Raw genomic sequence first — 15,933 nt, forward strand, 5'->3', positions numbered from 1 at the left:
TGCGACTCCGAATGTTCGAATTGTGAAACAATATCGGATTTCGCAATCACCTCAAGGTTGTTCTTGTGCCATTACGGAAACATATTGTTGCCAATGCCTAGCAAGGCAATGAGATCGGTGTCCAGAGTTTCATGCGATTTCTGAACCATGTTCGTTGCCGTTTTGCATACTGGCGGCTCGCGATAATCGCGGCTATTCGGGCCTCTGCGAGGGTCATTTCCCCATTGAGATGGGCGATAAGCTCGGGCGCGCCAATGGCCTTGGATGATAGATAGGCTGGGTCCCAATCAGGCAGGATCGCGCGTGCCTCGTCCAGTGCGCCTTGGTCCAGCATGATGTCAAACCGCCGCTCAATCCGATCGTTGAGCCATTCAACATCGGGCCGCAAAACAAGTGCGGTGCTCTGTTCGATGGGCAGCAGCGGCGGCGGCGTATCGTCTTGCCAATCGGCTAATGGTCTGCCAGTGGTCCGCAGTACTTCCCATGCTCGTTGCACTCTGGCGCGGTTATTTAGGTCGATCCGCGCCTTTGTTTGGTCGTCCAAGGTCGCGATGAGATCGGGCAGGGCGATTGTGTCGGCTTCGTCACGGACCTCTTGCGGTGTTGATGGGATTTCGACCAACCCTTCAGTAAGTGCCATGAAATACAGACCGGTCCCACCGACGATGATTGGCCGTTCCTCACCAGTGAGCAGAGGCGCGACATCGCGCAGCCAATGACCTGCCGAATAGGCGCCATCAATCGGCACATGACCGTAAAGCCTATGCGGTGCCCTCGCCAAATCGCTGTCATCAGGTCGTGCTGTCAAAATCCGCCAGCGATCAAAGATCTGTAACGCGTCCGCGTTAATAATGACACCGCCACCCGTTTCCGCGATTTCCAAGGCCAAGGCAGATTTCCCAGATGCCGTCGGTCCAGCGATCAGTACGGGCTGTTGGTCGGGAATGTCTTTGGGATCAAACACCACTCAGGGGTCCTTTTGCGGATTTATAGGCCTAGGCGCGGTTTTTCGGGTATTCGCCCATTGCACCTTTTCGCCTTTTGCGACATTTTCGCGCCCAATCAAAGACCAGTCAAAGAGGATGTCACGATGGGCGAGGCCAAACAGGTAAAGTTCAAGCGGGTCATGCTCAAGATATCAGGTGAAGCCCTGATGGGCGACACCCAGTTCGGTCTGAACCCTCCGACCGTTCAGCGTATCGCACAAGAGATTAAATCGGTTCACGATCTTGGCGTTGAAATCTGCCTCGTTATCGGTGGCGGCAACATCTTCCGCGGTCTGTCTGGTTCTGCCCAAGGCATGGAACGAACCACCGCTGACTACATGGGTATGCTCGCGACGGTGATGAACGCACTCGCTATGCAATCCGCTCTCGAAGGTTTGGGCGTGTTCACCCGCGTGATCAGCGCAATCCCGATGGATCAGGTGTGCGAACCCTACATTCGTCGCCGTGCGGTGCGTCACCTTGAGAAAAAGCGCGTTTGTATCTTCGCTGCTGGGACAGGTAACCCGTATTTCACAACCGATACTGCTGCCGCGCTTCGCGCGACCGAAATGCACTGCGAAGCGATCTTTATGGGCAAGCAGGTTGATGGCATTTACGACAGCGATCCGAAAACCAATCCAGATGCTGAGCGGTTCGATCGGGTGTCTTATGACGAAGTGCTGCGTCGCAATCTGAAGGTCGCAGACGCCTCGGCGATCGCGCTTTGCCGCGATAACAAGATGCCGCTCATTGTGTTCAACTTGAACGATGCAGGCGGTTTCTGTGGTATTCTCGCTGGTGAAGGCACCTATACAACTGTGCACGCCTAAGGCTATAGCGGTTCAAACCTACTAAGAACCCGCATGGGGAGCAGAAAATATGTCCGACGATTTTGAACTCGATACCGATGACCTGAACCGCCGCATGGAAGGCACTCTTTCGGCGCTGCGCACCGAATTTGCGTCTTTGCGCACGGGCCGTGGCTCTGCGTCGATGCTCGAACCGGTGATGGTCGATGCTTATGGTCAGATGACTCCGATTAACCAAGTTGGCACTGTGAACGTTCCAGAGCCGCGCATGGTGACGATCAACGTCTGGGACAAGGCGATGGTTGGTAAGGTCGAAAAAGCGATCCGCGAGTCGGGCCTCGGCATCAACCCGCAGCTCAACGGCACAATCATTATGCTGCCGATCCCGGAATTGAACGAAGAACGCCGCCGCGAACTTACGAAGGTCGCAGGCAGCTACGCCGAACACAGCCGTGTTGCGATCCGCAACATTCGTCGTGACGGCATGGACCAGATTAAAAAGAACAAAGACGGCATGTCCGAAGATGACCAGAAATTCTGGGAATCCGAAGTTCAGGGCATGACCGACAAATTTATTAAAAGTGTTGATGAAATGCTCGAGTCTAAACAGGCCGAGATTATGCAGGTCTAATCACCTGCACTGTGCCGGGGGGCCGAAATGACGACGCTGAATGAACCCAGCCAAGACCAAGGCCCGCGGCATGTCGCGATCATCATGGATGGCAACGGGCGGTGGGCGCAGATGCGCGGCCGCCCGCGGCTTTTCGGGCACCACGCAGGTGCGCGCCGTGTTCGAGAGATCGTCGAAGCCTGCCCTGAGAATAACGTCAAATACCTGACGATTTTCGCCTTCTCGACCGAAAACTGGAAGCGGACCCAGACCGAAGTTGCGGGTCTGATGAAACTGTTCCGCCGCTATATCCAACGCGAGGCTCGCGAGTTGTTCGAGGCTGGCATCCGTGTTCGTTTTATCGGCGATCGGATCAAGCTTGAGGACAAGCTGGTCACGCTGATGGACGAGTTGGAGCTTCTCACCTCTGGAAATGACCGCGTGCACCTCACCATTGCTATCAACTACGGTGGTCGGGATGAGGTGACCCGTGCGGCGAAACGATTGGCCTATGAGGTCGAACAGGGGCGACTGTCGCACAAAGATGTGGATGCGGAAACGCTGTCGCGCTTCCTTGATACGCATGTTTTACCTGATCCCGATTTGGTGATCCGCACCAGTGGCGAAGCGCGGATTTCGAACTTTCTTTTGTGGCAGTCGGCCTATTCCGAATATGAATTCGTCGACACCCTGTGGCCCGATTTCACAGCCGCCGAATTTGGCCGCGTGATGAAAAGTTACGGAAAACGTGAACGCCGATTTGGCGGCGTAAAGGTCTGACCCTTGGCTGGATTTAGAGATAATTGGCAGGACCTCGGTCCGCGCGTCGCCTCGGGCGTTGTGATGGCGGTCGTCTTTGTGGGGGCTGTCGTTTGGGGCGGTCTGCCCTTCGCTCTGCTCGTGATTGTAGCTGGTGGACTTCTCATTTGGGAAGTCGCGCGGATGGCCCGCATTGCACTGCCCGAGGTCATTGGCCTCGTCGCAGCTGGGCTGGTCGCTGTGGCGTTGCGTCTGCCTGAATGGGCCGATGTTCTTCTCTTTGCGCTTGTTGCAGGTGTGATCTTCCTTCGTGGCAAACATGACCGCAAGGTTCTCGCCATCTATGGATTTCTGGCACTTCTGGCGTGCGATGCCTTCTGGCTCATTCGTGGGGAAAGCCTGCGTCTCGCACTTTGGCTCGCGCTGGTCGTCGTGGCCTCTGACGTGATGGGCTATATCGCGGGTCGCATGATCGGCGGTCCGAAATTCTGGCCCGCTGTCAGCCCCAAAAAAACATGGAGTGGAACTGTTGCTGGCTGGATCGGCGCGGCTGTCGTTGGTGTTCTCATCATGCCGCAAGCCGGTTGGATCATCGTACCAGTGTCGGTTCTCATGTCCTTTGCGGGACAAATGGGCGACGTTGCGGAAAGCGCGCTGAAACGTCGGGCAGGGGTTAAGGATAGCTCGAACCTGATCCCTGGGCATGGTGGCGTTTTGGACCGCTTTGACGCCCTGATGGGTGCCGCTTTGGTTGTTGAAGCCTTTATTTATATTGTTGGGCCGCAGTTCGGGGTTCATGGGTGGCGATGAGGCGTGTCTCTATCTTTGGCGCGACGGGTAGCATCGGCCAGAACACAATCGATCTTATTGCTCGCGATCCCCAAAGCTACGATGTGGTGGCTTTGACGGGCGGTCGCAATGTGGCGCAGCTTGCCCGCGATGCCATTCGACTGAGTGCTGACGTCGCTGTTACCTGCTTTGACGATGAACTCCCCGCGCTGCGTGATGCGTTGTCGGGGTCTGGGGTCGAGGCTGCGGCGGGTGAGGCCGCGTTGCATGATGCGGCCACGCGCCCTGCGGATTGGGTGATGTCCGCAATTGTGGGCGCGGCGGGTCTAGCACCGGGATTGCGGGCGTTAGAGCAGGGCGCGACACTCGCGCTGGCCAATAAGGAATCCCTCGTTACTGCTGGGCCGCTGCTGATGAAGACAGCGCGAGATCATGGCGGTCGTGTTCTGCCCGTCGACAGCGAACACTCTGCGATTTTTCAGGGTCTCGTTGGCGAAGACATCAATGCGGTTGAACGGATCATCATCACCGCCTCAGGCGGTGCTTTCCGCGATTGGCCGATGGACGAACTGGCGAAGGCTACCGTTGAACAGGCCTCGACCCACCCGAACTGGGATATGGGTCAGCGGATCACAATTGATAGCGCCTCCATGTTTAATAAGGCGCTAGAGGTTATTGAAACCAAAGAGTTCTTTGGTGTTTTACCCAATCAAATTGAAGTCGTCGTTCACCCTGAAAGCATGATCCACGCGCTCGTTGGGTTCCATGATGGGGCGCTGATGGCCCACGTTGGGGCGCCAGATATGCGCCACGCAATCGGCTACGCGCTTCATTGGCCTGACCGCAAACCGTTGCCTGTAGAACGTCTCGATCTGACAAAGATCGGACAATTTACGTTCCGTGCGCCGGATCCTGACCGTTATCCCGCACTGCCGCTCGCATGGCGGGTGATGGAAGAGGGCGGTTTGTCTGGTGCGATTTTCAACGCAGCCAAGGAACGCGCCTTGGACCTGTTTATTGACCGTCAAATCGGGTTCCTCGATATGGCACGCGTTGTTGAACGGACAATGGACGCGATTTCGCCACGTCAGGGGCTGCAAAATGACATTCCGGACCTAGATACGATCCGAGAAGCAGATAAAGAGGCCCGCCGCGTGGCTTCGCAGATGATAGAGCAGTTGGGATAATTTATGGCCGATTTTCTTCCATTTTTCGGAAGCGCAGGGTTTACGATTGCGGCGTTTGTGGTCGCTTTGTCGATCATCGTCGCGATCCATGAATATGGTCACTACATTGTTGGCCGCTGGTCTGGGATCGGGGCAGAGGTGTTCTCGCTCGGGTTTGGCCCTGTTCTGTTTTCGCGGGTCGATAAACGCGGCACACGTTGGCAAATCGCGGCGATCCCTCTGGGCGGTTATGTAAAGTTCAATGGCGATGCGAATGCTGCCAGTGTCGGTGGCACGGTCGGCGGGCGTGATACGATGCTGGGTGCGCCTCTTTGGGCGCGGGCCGCAACAGTTGCTGCTGGCCCCGTGTTCAACTTTATCCTGACGATTGTGATCTTCACGGGCCTCGGACTTTGGGTCGGTAAGGCCACTGATCCGCTAACCTTGCGCAGCGTTCCTGATCTGCCCGCAAGCTTTATCCAGGACCTGCAGGTCGGTGATCAGATCATTGCGGTTGAGGACATGGATGCGCGGTCCGTGGCCGATTTCAGCATCGCGTTGGATCAACTGCCTGTTCAGCCGTCGCTGACCTACACAGTTCTACGGGATGGTGTCGAACAGCAGGTCGAAGGTCCATTCCCCGAAACCACTCGGGTTCTCGCGGTCAACCATGACAGCGCGGCAGCCGTTGCAGGTGTGAAAGAAGGCGATGTAATCACCGCCATAGACGGTGCGCCTGTTTATGCGTTTTCACAGATGGTCGAGATTGTCGGGGCGTCTGACGGGAAGGTTCTGACGCTCGATATTTGGCGGTCGGGTGAAAGCCTTCAGATCGAAGTTGCGCCACGCCGTACGGATTTGCCGACCGCAGATGGTGGCTTTGAAACCCGTTGGTTGATGGGTGTTTCTGGCGGTATCTTCTTTGATCCAGAGACCACCACGCCGAATGTTGTGACGGCGTTTACTGATGCCGTACGTCAGCTTTGGTATGTGCTGCAGACCTCAGTTTCGGCCCTGTGGCATATGATTGCGGGGCAGATTTCGACCTGTAACCTGTCGAGCCCTGTCGGTATCGCTCAGGCATCTGGCGCGATGGCTGCGGCTGGCCTGACGGACTTTATCAGTTTCATCGGGTTCCTGTCCGCAGCGGTTGGGCTTTTGAACCTGTTCCCGATTCCTGTTTTGGATGGTGGGCACCTTGTGTTCCACGCTTATGAGGCCATTACGGGCCGTCGTCCCAGCGACGGTGCAATGCGTATCCTTATCGCGCTAGGGCTATCGGTCATTCTGACACTGACACTGTTTGGCCTTCTGAACGATTTGGTGCTCTGCCCATAATTTCGCGTCTGACGTCATTATTTCGCCCCATTTATTGTTTAGGTTGAGCCTACGCATGGCAAGGGAGCCGAAGAAATGCATACGATCAACGCGAGCTATCGCAGCCTGTCTTTTCTGGTGAACCTCAACTGGGACCGGATCTTCTATTTTGTGGCTATTGTTGCCGCACTGTGGATCGGGTCTTTGATTGGCACCTACGGAATGCACTAACACCGGTTAACCCTCGATGAGCAATGGATTGCACGCACCCCACGGGGTGCGTTGTTCGTTTTGACAAGACCCCTCAATCTGGTTAGGTCATAGTCCAAACGGGGCTGTTCGAATTGGCTGGATTCATGCGATTTACTTCTTTCTCTGAAAACGGGCCTTCGGGCAAAGCACTCTTGAAACTCACGGCGGCCGTTGGGCTTTCGCTTTTGACGTTTCAGGGGCTACCGGTTGAGGCGCAGTCCTTTACCGTGAATACCGTCTCGATCGAAGGGAACCAGCGGATCGAAACCGCAACGATCCTCAGCTATCTGGGCATCGCGCAGGGTGAGACAGTATCGGCCGCTGAACTTAACGATGCGAGCCAACGTATTCGCGCAACAGGATTGTTTGAAACGGTAGAGGTAGAGCCTCGCGGTGGCCAGCTGGTCATCACCGTATCTGAATACCCGACCGTGTATCGGATCAACTTTGAAGGCAACAGCCGCCTGAAGGATGACGAACTCTTTGCGCTTCTTAGCTCGCAAGAACGCCGCATTTACAGCCCAAGCAGCGTTGAGGCTGACGTTGCCGACATTACGGCAGCCTATGCAGATAAGGGGCGGATCAACGCCATCGTAACGCCGCGCATCATCCGTCTGCCCGACAACCGCGTTAACGTTGTTTTCGAAATTGCAGAAAATGGCGTGACCGAGGTGGAGCGGATCGGCTTCTCGGGTAACCGCAGCTTCTCGGATCGTCGCCTGCGCGGTGTCCTCGCTACAAAACAAGCAGGTATCCTGCGCGCAATTATCGGCCGCGATACTTACGTTGCTGATCGTATTGATTTCGATAAACGGGTTCTGACCGACTTCTATCAATCGCGTGGCTATGTCGACTTCGCGGTTCGTGATGTTAACGTTGAACTGACCCGTGAACGTGACGCCTATCTGATTACCTTTGACGTTGAAGAGGGGCAGAAGTTCGATTTTGGCGCGATTGATGTCATTTCGGAAATCCCCGAAGCGAACCTCGAAGAATTCCAAGAGGCCGTTCGGACCCGTTCGGGCTCGACTTATACGCCGCTCGATATCGAAAACGACGTTGCCCGTTTGGAGCGTCTGGCGCTTCAGCGCGGCCTTCAGTTTGTTCAGGTCGAACCGCGCATTACCCGCAATGACCGTGACCTGACGCTTGATGTGACCTATGCGCTGGTGCGTGGAGAACGCATTTTCGTGGAGCGTATCGACGTTGAAGGTAACAACACCACGCTCGACCGTGTGGTGCGCCAGCAATTCCGCGAAGTAGAGGGCGATCCCTTTAACCCGCGTTCCATTCGTGAAACCGCTGAACGTATCCGTGCGCTTGGCTTCTTTGCCAACGCCGATGTTCAGGCCCGTCGTGGGTCGACCGATGATCAGGTTGTCATTGATGTGAACGTCGACGAAGCCCCCACTGGGTCGCTGTCCTTTGGTGCGAACTTTAACACCGATACTGGCCTCGGTCTTCTGGCGTCGTTCCGTCAGCAGAACTTCCTTGGCCGTGGTCAAGCGTTGAGCCTACAGTTCTCGACCGCTGAGACGAACAAATACTTTACGCTGAATTTCGATGAGCCTTACCTGCTCGGCCGCGACCTCGCGTTTGGGTTCGATATGAACTACGGCCAAACGAACAACGAGTCAGCGAACTACGATACCGAGAGCTTCACCATCCGTCCGTCCCTGACCTTTAGCGTCAGCGAAAATGGCCGTTTGCAGACATACGTCCAGAGCCGTTATTCGGACCTGACTGATGCTGCGACCACGCTGTCTCCAATTATCGCGGCTGATGTCGCGTTGGATGGGCAGTGGACCCATTCTCTCGGCTATACCTACACATGGGATACACGCCGGTCTGGTCTTGACGTCAATCGTGGAGCGATCTTGCGCTTTGGACAGGAATTCGGGTTCGGGGACACCACCTTTATCAAGACGACCGCGACCGCAGGGGCGGAGTCGAAGGTGCTGAACGAAGAGGTAACCCTTCGTGCGACGCTCGAAGGCGGGTATTTGCACTATTCGGGTAGCGACAGCACCATTTCTGACCGCTTCTTCTTGTCTGGTCGCCAGATGCGCGGCTTTGATTTGTATGGCATGGGGCCGCGTTATTACGACTCTGCGAACGGCTTTAACGATCCGCTTGGGGGTAACGCCTACGCCGTTGCTCGTGTTGAGGCGGAGTTCCCAATTGGTTTGCCCGATGAATACGGCATCCACGGTGGCGCGTTCATGGATTACGGATCACTTTGGGATCCAGGCATGACCTGTGGCACGAATTACTACTACTGCGATTTCACGCCTCGCGCGGTCGCTGGTGTATCGCTGTTCTGGGATACGCCAGTTGGTCCGCTGCGGTTTAACTTTACCGATACGTTGCTGTCCGAGGACTTGGATGAAGCCAAATCCTTTGACGTGACCATTTCGACAAGCTTCTAATGCGTTGGGTTCATGCTCTGACCGTTGCGATTGCGCTGACCTTTGGGGGTTGGGCGGTCGCGCCGGTTCAGGCGCAGGACGCTGCTGCGGTTGTTCGATCACCTGTCTTGTTGATCGACATTGAAACGGTGTTTTCGGGGACACAATACGGTCAGCGGATTTTGTCCGAAATCCAATCCGCTTCTGAAACATTGAAGGCGGAAAACCAGCGTATTGCGGATGCGTTGACCGCCGAAGAACAAGATATTGCAGCACGCCGTCCGTCGATGGAGCCATCGATGTTTCGTGCTGAGGCGGATGCGTTTGACGAAAAGGTTGTCGGTATTCGTCGTGCGCAGGATGCCAAAGAACAAGAGCTTCAGGACCGTCTCACAGCGGCGCGTTCAAACTTTGACACGGCTATCCGGCCCGTTTTGGGCAAACTGATGCAAGACCGTGAGGCTGCCGTTCTCATGGCCCGCCGCGATGTGATCCTCTATTTCGGAGCTATCGATATCACGGATGCCGCCATTGCGCAGATTGATGCAACATTGGGTGATGGCACCCAAGCCCCTGAGAACTAACGCGACCTTGCCCCGTTGCGGGCGAATTGCTACTCAATAGACGAAGTGCCCAGGATGGGCTCGATAAGGACCACGACATGACTGACGCTGTAACCACCGCCGATATCCACCTGATCCAGCGGATCATTCCGCACCGCTATCCGTTTTTGCTGGTGGATAAGGTTGTCGATATCAACGGCACTCAGTCTGGTAAGGGCATCAAAAACGTCACGATGAACGAACCGCATTTCACAGGTCACTTCCCTGATCAGCCTGTCATGCCTGGCGTTCTGATCGTCGAGGCAATGGCTCAAACGGCTGGCGTTATGGTCGGCGTGTCGCTTGGCATGGCTGATAAAAACATGAAGGTTTACTTCATGGCGATTGATGGCGTGAAGTTCCGTCGCATGGTTGTGCCGGGTGATGTTCTAGAAATGCAGATCGAAACCACGCGTGGCAAACCTGGTGCAAAGGTTTGGAAATTCAAAGGTGTTGCGACCGTTGATGGTGAAATGGCTGCTGAAGCTGAATTCACCGCAATGATGGACACGAGCGCCTAATGACTGCGCAAATTCACCCCAGCGCCGTTATTGAGGATGGCGCCACCATCGGACCCGATTGTGTGATCGGGCCGTTTTGCATCGTCGGCTCAGAGGTTGTTCTGGGCCGTGGTGTGACGCTGAAATCTCATGTGGTGATTACGGGCGACACATACATCGGTGATGACAGTACGGTGTTTTCGTTCGCCGTGATTGGTGAAATCCCGCAGGATAAGAAATTCGGTGGCGAAAAGACCTCGCTCCGTATTGGTGCACGGGCGCGTATTCGCGAACATGTGACGGTGAACACGGGGACTGCTGGTGGCGGTGGTCTGACCTCGATCGGTGACGATTGTTTGTTGATGGCGGGATGCCACATCGCTCATGATGCGCACATCGGTAACCGCGTGATTGTGGTGAACAGCTCTGCGGTGGCAGGTCACTGCATCGTCGAGGATGACGTTATCATCGGTGGTCTTTGTGGTATTCACCAATTCGTTCGCATTGGACGCGGCGCAATCATCGGCGCGTTGACCATGGTGACGAACGACGTGATCCCGCACGCTTTGGTTCAAGGTCCACGCGGCAAACTCGATGGCCTCAATCTGGTAGGATTGAAACGTAAAGGCGTTGATCGGTCGGACATTACAGCGCTGCGTGCTGCGTTTCAGGCGCTCAAAGACGGTGAGGGCACGTTCCTCGACCGTGCAAAACGGTTGGGTGACGAAGCAGAGAGCGAATATGTCCGCGAGATGGTCGGTTTCATCCTAGGTGAAAGTGACCGTAATTTTCTGACACCGTCCTGATGCTTGCACTGATCGCAGGGACAGGTGCGTTGCCTGCTGCGCTTGTGACAGAATTACAAGCGCAGGGGGAAACCCCACTGATCTGCGTCTTTGGCGACTTTGAACCTGAAGTATCGTCTGACCTGCCACGGGTGCGATTTCGGTTAGAGACGCTCGGGTCGTTCATTTCCGAATTGCAACGTCGTGGCGTGACAGAGGTTTGTCTCGCTGGTGCGGTGCGTCGTCCTGACGTTGATCCCAGTTTGATTGATGCCGAAACAGCGCCATTGGTGCCGCGTTTGATGGCGGCCTTGGGGCAGGGTGATGATGGTGCGCTGCGCGTGATCCTGTCGATCTTTGAGGAGGCCGGCATCGCCATTCGCGCCGCCCACGAGATTGCGCCCACGCTATTGCCGCCCTCTGGCGTCTTGACGGTTGTTCGTCCGTCAGAACAGAATAGCACCGATGCTGAGATCGGTCAGTCCTTTGTCGCCGACATGGGACGCCGTGACAGTGGGCAAGCCTGCGTTGTCCGTGCGGGCGAGGTGATCGCCGAAGAAGGCCCAGATGGCACTGACGCGATGATTGGTCGCCTGTGTTTGCCTATTGAAAATTCCGATCCGATCGGCCTTGGGATTGGGGTTATTGGTGTTGCGGTCAGTGCTTTTCGTGGCGTGAAGGGACTGTTGACGGATGATGTGCCAACGCCTCTGTTGGGCGACGGTGCTATCCTTTTCAAAGCACCAAAACCAAACCAAGACCGCCGCGCGGACCTTCCTGTAATTGGTCCGAAAACGGCGCTTGGCGCGGCTGAGGCGGGGATGGACGGTATCGTGATCGAGGCAGGCGGCGTGATGGTCATGGACTTGCCGCAGGTCATCGCCACATTGGACGCGCATGGCATGTTTCTGTGGGTGAGGGCGCGGGGATGAAGGTCTTTCTCTTAGCGGGTGAGGTGTCTGGGGATCGCCTTGGTGGAGCGCTGATGGCGGGCCTCAAGGAGTTGCGCGACGACATCGAATTCCACGGCATCGGCGGCGAACAGATGCAGTCGCATGGTCTGACCAGCCTGTTTCCGATGGAAGAACTGTCCATCATGGGCTTGGCTGAGGTTCTGCCAAAGTATTTTCACCTCAAACGCCGTATTCGTGAAACGGCCGATGAAATCTTGCGTCTCAAACCCGACGTGGTGATTACCATCGACGCGCCCGATTTCTCGCTGCGGGTGGCCAAACTGGTCAAAGAGGCGTCTAACATTCGGACCGTCCACTATGTTGCGCCCTCTGTTTGGGCGTGGCGTCCGAAGCGTGCGGCGAAAATGGCGAAGGTGATTGATCACGTTCTGGCACTTTTGCCGTTCGAGCCGCCCTATATGACGCCGCATGGGATGGAGTGTGACTTTGTCGGGCATCCCGTCACGACAGAGATTCAGGCGACTGAGGCGGAGGCTGCCGATTTCCGTAGGCGTTTTGGCATTGGAGATGCGCCTTTGATCTTGGCTTTGCCGGGGTCGCGCCGTGGGGAGGTGTCCCGTTTGGCGAGTCGCTTTGGCGCGGCATTGGCACAGGTGGTTGCGGAGAAACCTGACGCAAAGATTGTTTTGCCCTGCGCCGCACCTGTCGCCCAGTTGGTGCGTGAACTGACCGCAAATTGGTCGGTGCAGCCCATTCTGCTCGACCCAAGCGAAACAACGGCAGCAGACAAACGCGCGGCATTCAAGGCTGCGGATATTGCTTTGGCGGCCTCTGGCACTGTCTCTCTCGAATTGGCAGCAGCGCGGACACCGATGGTAATTGCTTACGATTTTAACAAAATCACATGGGCGATCATGCGGCGCATGGCGTTGATTGATACGTTTACCCTCGTGAACCTCGTCAGCGAAACGCGGGCTGTTCCTGAGTTCCTCGGGCCTGAGTGTCGCCCTGAGTTGATCGCGCCTGCGATGCTCACTGTCCTCAATGACCCTACCGCGCAGCGCGCTGCCATGGATATGACCATGCAGCGGCTTGGTGAAGGGGGCGAAGCACCGGGCCTTCGTGCGGCACGTGCGGTGCTTGCGCGGCTCTAGATGTTGGGGCTGACGGGGTTATTCCTTGCCGCGTTTCTGGCTGCTACGATTGTCCCCGCGCAGTCAGAGGCTGTCTTGGTCGGGCTTATTATCGCGGGCGATCATGCGGTTGGCACTCTGCTTTTTGTCGCGACTGTTGGAAACGTGGCTGGATCTTTGGTCAACTGGATCCTCGGTCGCTATCTAGGCCGACTGTTCGGTCATCCCCGATTTCCGTTCTCGCCCGAGCAAATCGAAGGTGCGCAGCGGGGCTATCACAAATGGGGTTGGGTGAGCCTCTTTGCATCATGGGTGCCCATTATTGGGGACCCGCTCACCGTTGTTGCTGGCACGATGAAAGAACCGCTTTGGCGGTTTTTGACCGTGGTCACGGTTGCAAAGTTTGGGCGCTATGCCGTGCTCGCTTGGGTCACGGTTGGTTTGATGTAAGGCTTAGTTGCCCTTCCAAATCCAGCCGCCGCCTAGAATGCGGGTGCTCTCTGGATCGTAGAACACACAGGCCTGACCGGGCGAGACACCTTCCTCGGGGGTTAGCAATTCAACCTCTCCTTCCGTGTCCGAGATCGCCCGCAAAATCGCAGGTGCAGGTGGACGGGTCGACCGCACCTTGACCGAGATTTCGCGTTCAGCGACATCAGTGAATGCCCCATCGCCTAGCCAGTTGATCTCGCGGATCGGCACGCGGCGGGTTGCGAGCAGCTCTTTGGGGCCGACGACGACCTGACGATTGTCCACGTCGAGTTTCACAACATAGAGCGGGTCAGCGAGGCCGCCGATGCCCAAGCCACGACGTTGGCCGATCGTGTAATGGATCACGCCGCGATGATCACCCAAGACATTGCCGTCCATGTCGACGATCTTTCCAGGCTCTGCTGCGCCTGGACGCAGTTTTTCGATGACGCTCGCGTAGTTGCCATTCGGGACAAAGCATATATCCTGACTGTCGGGCTTATCCGCGACAGCCAAACCGTATTTCGTCGCCAAAGCGCGCGTCGCGTCTTTGGACGGCAGGTGGCCGAGAGGGAAGCGCAGGTAATCCAACTGCTCTGGCGTGGTCGAGAACAGGAAATACGACTGGTCGCGGTTCGCATCGGCAGCGCAATGCAGTTCCGCACCATTCGGCCCCATCATGCGTTGTATATAGTGACCCGTCGCCATGCAGTCGGCATCTAGATCCTTTGCCGTCTGCAAGAGGTCTTTGAACTTCACGCGTTCATTGCAACGGATGCAGGGCACAGGGGTCGCACCCGCCAGATAGCTATCAGCGAATTCGTCGATCACGGCTTCTTGGAAGATGTTTTCGTAGTCTAGCACGTAATGCGGGAAACCCATTTCCTCGGCCACGCGGCGGGCGTCATGAATGTCACGACCCGCACAGCACGCGCCTTTTTTCGCAAGCGCCGCTCCGTGATCATAAAGCTGGAGGGTCACGCCCACCACGTCATAGCCTTCTTCGGCGAGCTGCGCGGCGACTACGGATGAATCCACACCGCCTGACATAGCGACAACCACGCGGGTTTCCGAGGGCGGCTTGGCAAAGCCAAGAGAGTTCAGTGGGTGATCAAGCGACATGTCAGCCTCCGGCAACTGGGTAGGGCAAGTCCGAGGGAATATATGAAAATGCTAACTACTCTCAAGGGGCGGTTTCACTCCTCGTTAAATGATCACGGCACAGTGTTTGTGCATGACGTGTCTTTATGAGGATGAAATCATGTACCTTAGGAAAATTGATGGTCCGCGTGCGGTGACCTTACCCGATGGGACGCACATGACGGTGGCGGACCTGCCGCCGGAGGGAACAAACCGTTGGGTTGCATCCCGCAAAGCAGCCGTTGTGCAGGCGGTATTCTCGGGATTGTTAACTAAGAACAACGCCTTGGATCGGTATGATCTCTCTGAAGAAGAGTTTGATGGATGGGTTTCGGCGATCCGTTTGCACGGGAAATCAGCCTTAAAAGCTACGGCTGTACAAAAATATAGACAACTTTAGGTAGAATGTGTGAAGGTAGCCTTAGCGGTAACGTGTAATTAACCATTGTGCATCAAGGTTAACGTCAGAACACAAAATGCGGAGGCTGCAGATGCGAGTGCTGCTGGTTGAAGACGACCCGACGACATCGAAAAGCATTGAAATGATGCTGACCCATGCGAACCTTAATGTCTACTCGACGGATTTAGGTGAGGAGGGGATCGATTTAGCAAAGCTATATGATTACGATTTGATCCTTCTGGACCTGAATTTGCCAGATATGAACGGTCACGAGGTGCTGCGCCAGCTGCGTCTATCGCGGGTAGAAACCCCGATTTTGATCCTCTCGGGCGACGATGGAACTGAAAGCAAGATCAAAGGGTTCGGCTTTGGTGCCGATGACTACCTGACCAAACCGTTCCACCGCGAAGAACTTGTGGCGCGTATCCATGCGATTATCCGTCGGTCCAAAGGCCATTCGCAGTCGGTGATTAACACGGGCCGAATTTGCGTGAACCTCGATGCCAAAACGGTCGAGGTTGAAGGCTCGCCTGTTCACCTCACGGGCAAAGAATATCAAATGTTTGAACTTCTTTCTTTGCGCAAAGGGACCACGCTGACGAAGGAAATGTTCCTTAATCATCTTTATGGTGGCATGGATGAGCCTGAACTGAAGATCATCGACGTGTTTATCTGTAAACTGCGGAAGAAATTGCAGTCGGCAACGGGTGGTGAGAACTACATCGAGACCGTTTGGGGCCGTGGCTATGTGCTCCGCGATCCTGAACCGATGCGTGCCACGACCAAAATCGCGGTCGGCGCCTGAGAATTGGCCAACCAATCTAGACGATTGCAAGGTGGACCCCTAGAACATTGCTGAGGCTGATTTCAGCCTTGGCAGACGATGGGGAAG

Annotated in this window: 18 protein-coding genes; 16 read left to right on the forward strand and 2 right to left on the reverse strand. The window is 55.8% G+C overall.

Annotated features, from left to right (window positions below):
- Positions 1–97: 97 nt before the first annotated feature.
- Complete coding sequence (gene miaA, locus AC1QQ2_RS03895) at positions 98–964, reverse strand: tRNA (adenosine(37)-N6)-dimethylallyltransferase MiaA (protein ID WP_479712243.1); 867 nt, start codon at positions 962–964, stop codon at positions 98–100.
- 126 nt (positions 965–1,090) lie between these two features.
- Between miaA and pyrH the strand changes: the two genes are divergently transcribed.
- The 14 genes from pyrH to AC1QQ2_RS03965 all read left to right on the forward strand — a co-directional run bounded on the left by pyrH (position 1,091) and on the right by AC1QQ2_RS03965 (position 13,480).
- Positions 1,091–1,816 (forward strand): UMP kinase, encoded by a 726-nt coding sequence (gene pyrH, locus AC1QQ2_RS03900; RefSeq protein ID WP_105235009.1) that lies wholly within the window; start codon positions 1,091–1,093, stop codon positions 1,814–1,816.
- A 49-nt stretch (positions 1,817–1,865) separates the two neighbouring features.
- Positions 1,866–2,426, forward strand: a complete 561-nt coding sequence (gene frr / locus AC1QQ2_RS03905; RefSeq protein WP_067545256.1) for a ribosome recycling factor — start codon at positions 1,866–1,868, stop codon at positions 2,424–2,426.
- Between the two features lie 27 nt (positions 2,427–2,453).
- Positions 2,454–3,185, forward strand: coding sequence for a polyprenyl diphosphate synthase (gene uppS / locus AC1QQ2_RS03910; RefSeq protein ID WP_479712158.1), 732 nt, complete (start codon positions 2,454–2,456; stop codon positions 3,183–3,185).
- Positions 3,186–3,188: 3 nt separating this feature from the next.
- Positions 3,189–3,974 carry a phosphatidate cytidylyltransferase gene (locus AC1QQ2_RS03915; RefSeq protein ID WP_479712159.1) on the forward strand — a complete coding sequence of 262 codons (786 nt, stop codon included), beginning with the start codon at positions 3,189–3,191 and terminating at the stop codon, positions 3,972–3,974.
- Positions 3,971–5,140 (forward strand): 1-deoxy-D-xylulose-5-phosphate reductoisomerase, encoded by a 1,170-nt coding sequence (gene dxr / locus AC1QQ2_RS03920; RefSeq protein ID WP_479712160.1) that lies wholly within the window; start codon positions 3,971–3,973, stop codon positions 5,138–5,140. Before AC1QQ2_RS03915 ends, dxr begins: the two co-directional genes overlap by 4 nt.
- Positions 5,141–5,143: 3 nt before the next feature.
- Positions 5,144–6,457, forward strand: a complete 1,314-nt coding sequence (gene rseP / locus AC1QQ2_RS03925; RefSeq protein ID WP_479712161.1) for an RIP metalloprotease RseP — start codon at positions 5,144–5,146, stop codon at positions 6,455–6,457.
- Positions 6,458–6,532: 75 nt separating this feature from the next.
- A complete protein-coding gene (locus AC1QQ2_RS03930; RefSeq protein ID WP_479712162.1) occupies positions 6,533–6,667 on the forward strand; it encodes a hypothetical protein in 135 nt (44 codons plus the stop codon).
- Between the two features lie 125 nt (positions 6,668–6,792).
- Complete coding sequence (bamA, locus tag AC1QQ2_RS03935) at positions 6,793–9,117, forward strand: outer membrane protein assembly factor BamA (protein WP_479712163.1); 2,325 nt, start codon at positions 6,793–6,795, stop codon at positions 9,115–9,117.
- Positions 9,117–9,680, forward strand: a complete 564-nt coding sequence (locus AC1QQ2_RS03940; protein ID WP_479712164.1) for an OmpH/Skp family outer membrane protein — start codon at positions 9,117–9,119, stop codon at positions 9,678–9,680. Before bamA ends, AC1QQ2_RS03940 begins: the two co-directional genes overlap by 1 nt.
- Before the next feature lie 77 nt (positions 9,681–9,757).
- The gene (fabZ, locus tag AC1QQ2_RS03945; RefSeq protein ID WP_479712165.1) at positions 9,758–10,219 is read left to right on the forward strand and encodes a 3-hydroxyacyl-ACP dehydratase FabZ; all 462 of its coding nucleotides are present in this window, start codon (positions 9,758–9,760) and stop codon (positions 10,217–10,219) included.
- Entirely contained in the window at positions 10,219–11,004 is a 786-nt protein-coding gene (gene lpxA, locus AC1QQ2_RS03950; protein WP_479712166.1) for an acyl-ACP--UDP-N-acetylglucosamine O-acyltransferase, read from the forward strand. Before fabZ ends, lpxA begins: the two co-directional genes overlap by 1 nt.
- Entirely contained in the window at positions 11,004–11,915 is a 912-nt protein-coding gene (locus AC1QQ2_RS03955; protein ID WP_479712167.1) for an LpxI family protein, read from the forward strand. The genes lpxA and AC1QQ2_RS03955 overlap by 1 nt, the downstream gene beginning before the upstream one ends.
- Positions 11,912–13,051: a lipid-A-disaccharide synthase gene (gene lpxB, locus AC1QQ2_RS03960; RefSeq protein ID WP_479712168.1), complete on the forward strand. Its 1,140-nt coding sequence runs from the start codon at positions 11,912–11,914 to the stop codon at positions 13,049–13,051. The genes AC1QQ2_RS03955 and lpxB overlap by 4 nt, the downstream gene beginning before the upstream one ends.
- Positions 13,052–13,480 carry a YqaA family protein gene (locus AC1QQ2_RS03965; protein ID WP_479712169.1) on the forward strand — a complete coding sequence of 143 codons (429 nt, stop codon included), beginning with the start codon at positions 13,052–13,054 and terminating at the stop codon, positions 13,478–13,480.
- 3 nt (positions 13,481–13,483) lie between these two features.
- Here the strand turns inward: AC1QQ2_RS03965 and mnmA are convergent, their stop codons facing one another.
- Positions 13,484–14,623, reverse strand: a complete 1,140-nt coding sequence (gene mnmA, locus AC1QQ2_RS03970; protein ID WP_479712170.1) for a tRNA 2-thiouridine(34) synthase MnmA — start codon at positions 14,621–14,623, stop codon at positions 13,484–13,486.
- Positions 14,624–14,762: 139 nt separating this feature from the next.
- Here mnmA and sciP point away from each other — a divergent pair, with 139 nt between their 5' ends.
- Both sciP and ctrA read left to right on the forward strand, forming a co-directional pair.
- The gene (gene sciP, locus AC1QQ2_RS03975; protein WP_105236343.1) at positions 14,763–15,041 is read left to right on the forward strand and encodes a CtrA inhibitor SciP; all 279 of its coding nucleotides are present in this window, start codon (positions 14,763–14,765) and stop codon (positions 15,039–15,041) included.
- Between the two features lie 91 nt (positions 15,042–15,132).
- On the forward strand, positions 15,133–15,846 hold the full coding sequence (ctrA, locus tag AC1QQ2_RS03980) for a response regulator transcription factor CtrA (protein ID WP_479712171.1): 714 nt from the start codon (positions 15,133–15,135) through the stop codon (positions 15,844–15,846).
- The last annotated feature ends 87 nt before the right edge of the window (positions 15,847–15,933 follow it).

The organism is Aestuarium sp. (assembly GCF_023253315.1).
In the GTDB taxonomy this organism is placed as follows: domain Bacteria; phylum Pseudomonadota; class Alphaproteobacteria; order Rhodobacterales; family Rhodobacteraceae; genus Marivivens; species Marivivens donghaensis.